5 protein-coding genes are annotated in these 3350 nt (G+C 64.6%); all 5 read left to right on the plus strand.

Annotated features, from left to right (window positions below):
* Positions 1–179 precede the first annotated feature (179 nt).
* The 5 genes from WA965_RS11220 (at position 180) to WA965_RS11240 (ending at position 3208) form a co-directional block, all read left to right on the plus strand.
* The gene (locus tag WA965_RS11220; RefSeq protein WP_526447510.1) at positions 180–416 is read left to right on the plus strand and encodes a hypothetical protein; all 237 of its coding nucleotides are present in this window, start codon (positions 180–182) and stop codon (positions 414–416) included.
* 45 nt (positions 417–461) lie between these two features.
* Positions 462–761 carry a hypothetical protein gene (locus WA965_RS11225; RefSeq protein ID WP_526447512.1) on the plus strand — a complete coding sequence of 100 codons (300 nt, stop codon included), beginning with the start codon at positions 462–464 and terminating at the stop codon, positions 759–761.
* Between the two features lie 326 nt (positions 762–1087).
* The gene (locus tag WA965_RS11230) at positions 1088–2185 is read left to right on the plus strand and encodes an IS110 family RNA-guided transposase (protein WP_206498880.1); all 1098 of its coding nucleotides are present in this window, start codon (positions 1088–1090) and stop codon (positions 2183–2185) included.
* A 103-nt stretch (positions 2186–2288) separates the two neighbouring features.
* Positions 2289–2825, plus strand: coding sequence for a glyoxalase superfamily protein (locus tag WA965_RS11235; RefSeq protein ID WP_219520300.1), 537 nt, complete (start codon positions 2289–2291; stop codon positions 2823–2825).
* A gap of 71 nt (positions 2826–2896) precedes the next feature.
* Positions 2897–3208 (plus strand): hypothetical protein, encoded by a 312-nt coding sequence (locus WA965_RS11240; protein WP_526447514.1) that lies wholly within the window; start codon positions 2897–2899, stop codon positions 3206–3208.
* Positions 3209–3350: the final 142 nt, after the last annotated feature.

Below are 3350 nucleotides of genomic sequence, written 5' to 3' on the forward strand. Positions count from 1 at the left end.
CTCCGGCCCTGCGGGCGCCGAAAACTTTTCACGAACGCCTCCGGCTGAAAACTTCCCGGCCCAGGGGCAGGACGCCGTTCCCGTGCGCCGCCTACTCTCCCCACGCCAGATGACGGCGAAAGAACGCAGGGGAGGACGCAACACCGACCCGGCACGAGTTCCGAAGGGCAGCAACAGTTATGACCGAGAACACGAACACCGACACCGTCACCTGCATCGCGGACGGCCCCGACTGCACCGGCGACGTCGAATACCGGGACGCACTGTCCGGAACCGGAATAGCGCACCCGAGATGCGACAAGCACTGGCAAGACCGCCTCGACCTCGAGGACAACCTCCGCCGCCGCTACCCGGCCCACGCACCCGCCGACTTCGACCCCACCTACGCAGGCGAGCACTGGGACGAGGACTACTGACCCCGCACGCTCACCCCGACCCGCACCGACCGAGGAGCAAAAGCCTTGACCGCCAACGACATCGACGACTACTGGACCACCTACGACAAGGCCCTCGACGCGGCCACCGAATGCCGGAGCGTCGAATCGCTGATCGACACCCTCAACCGCTACTACCCGCCCTCGTCCGGAGTGGCGTTCTTCCCCAACGGGGCCGATCGAGACCTACTCGGCACACTCACCGACGCCGGACACTTCGCTACCGTCTGGATTCAAGCGGACTACCACTTCGCGCTCCGTGACGGCCGCGGAGATGGATTCACCTACATCGAAGGCGACATCGTTCGCGGAACCTCATGCCGGTAGAACACCCGCCCCGGTGCCAGACGGCACCGGGGCACCACCTGGAAGGAACGCCCCTGATGCCCGCTCAAGCAGTGAACACTGGACACAGGGTCGCTAGGCACCACGATTGACCTACCGCACAAGTGACCGGTGTGTCTTTCCCAAGACGCGTCGTCGCGGTGTCGAGCGGCCCGCTCGTCGGTGGTCGGGCCTGGCGGCGTGACTTCATAGGACCTTGAAGCGACTCTGCCCCATCACTGTTTTGTCCACCGCCAGCGTCCGCCCACCCAGCGCGAAACTCGGTCGGAAGGCCCGCCGAGTCCGTCGAACGGGAAGGCTCGGATCACATGGACGGTGACATCGTCGTCGGCATCGATTCACACAAAGACACTCACTACGCAGCTGTGCTCACACGGGGTGGAAGGAGGCTCGGAGCGCGCCAGTTCGGAGCCACAGCGCAGGGCTACAACGAGCTGTCGGAATGGGTGGAGACGTTCGGAACTCCGGCGAGCTTCGGTGTCGAGTGCACCGGTTCGTACGCTGCGGGACTGACGCGTCACCTGCTCGAACGTGGCATGTCGGTCGCGGAGATCAACACGACCAACAAACATGCGCGGGCTCGCCGTGGGAAGGACGATGCCCTCGATGCGGAGATGGCTGCTCGGCACGTCCTCACCGGAGCCGACGCCATCGTTCCGAAGTCGAGTACCGGAGCGGTGGAATCGATCAGAATGCTGCTTCTCACGCGGGAGTCGGCAGTGAACGCTCGTACCGTTGCGCTGCAACAGATTCAAGATGTTCTGATCACCGCCCCGGTGGCTCTGCGTGAGTCGATCACCTACAAGCGGGGGAAGGGAGCCGTCGAAGCGTGCTCCCGGTTGCGTCCGGACTTGTCGCGCCTGTCCGATCCGGAACAAGCTGCGAAGTTGACATTGCGGACTCTCGGTCGCCGGGCCAGCGATCTGGCCGAGGAGATCGCCGTTCTGGAGCGCGAGCTCGACACTTTGGTGACCGCGACGGCTCCGACGATGCGCGCAGCGTGCGGGGTAGGACCGGTCAACGGGGCGCAGTTGTTGGTGACCGCGGGGCAGAACATCGGCCGGCTTCATTCCGAGGCCGCGTTCGCCCGGTTGTGCGGTGTCGCCCCTGTTCCTGCCTCGTCGGGCAAGACGACGAGGATGAGGCTGCACCGAGGCGGTGATCGCGCCGCGAACAGAGCGCTCTACTTGATCACCGTGTGTCGGCTGCGGTACGACCAACGCACGATCGACTACATGCAACGCCGGCGCGGTGACGGGTTGTCGAAGAAGGACGTCATCAGGTGCCTCAAGCGGTTCGTGGCGCGGGAGGTTTTCAACGATCTCGTCGCTGATCTCGCAGGATGTGGCAGCATGTCAGCAGAGGTTGACGTACCTGCCGCTCGCGCCCCGTCCGGGGTTCGGTGAACACGTTGCTCTGAGGGTCCACCATCGGAATCCGTCAGGAAGCAGCTGACCGCCGGTAATGCGAGCATCCGGACTCGGTTGTGCTTCCAACGAAGGATCCCTGATGCCCGTTCACATGACCATCGATGAGTTGAAGTCCGCTGCACGAACGTTGCGAAAGTTCCTGGCCGAATCAGGTGCTGCACAATTGACCCACGCCCAGTCACTCGAGGCCGTCGCTCACACTGCCGGATTTCGAGACTGGAACAGCTGCAGCGCCGCTCTTCTCGCTCCCCGTCCGCTGGCGGCTGTTCCGATCCTGCGGGTGTATGACGAGGTCGCGACACGAAACTTCTATTGCGACTACCTCGGATTCGAGGTCGACTTCGAGCATCGCTTCGCCGCCGATCTACCGCTCTACATGCGGGTCACCCGTGGCGGTGTTCACCTGGACCTGAGTCAACACCACGGGGATGGAACACCAGGGGCCGCTGTGTGGCTGCCGACGGTCGACATCGCGGCGTTCCACCGGGAGCTGCGTCGGCGAGACCATCTGGTGACTCTGCGACCCGGTATCGATCGCTCCGCACCTGGTGGACCGACCGTCGAGCTACTGGATCCGTTCCAGAACGCCCTGCGCTTCTGCGAACTCGACGACTGACACATGCTCGACTGACAGACGATTCACTGCTCCCGCCCACGGATCGCTTGACATGTATAGGACCGTCATGGGTGACCCTGATCGTCGGCGTCCTCGCCGTCGTCGGCGTCGCCCTGACAGTCCGCCAACGCACCGTAGCCGACAAACGCGCCCAGGCCTGGCAACGGATCACATGGTGCCTCGAACGCACCACCAGCGCAGACCCTGCCGAAGCCGAGCTCGGATGGGACATCTACGCCACCGTCACCGACTCGCCGCTCATCACCACCACCGAACAAGACGTCCTCGTCGCCGTCGCCGACCGATCCGCCCGACGCGCACTGGCGGAACCCGACGAAACCGAGGACACTGACAACCCGAACGAGCAGGAGGACCCACGATGACCACCGCAGAAGCCCGCAAGACCTGGACCCCGAACGAACGGCGCAGTGTCGCTGCCGCAGCAGCCCGCGCCTCGATCGCACTCCGTGAACGCAGCGGCCGCGAGGTACCCCAGTGGATCCGCGACGCCGCCGAAGGGCGCCC

Origin of the sequence: Mycobacterium sp. (assembly GCF_049683935.1) — a bacterium.
Classification (GTDB): Bacteria; Actinomycetota; Actinomycetes; order Mycobacteriales; family Mycobacteriaceae; genus Mycobacterium.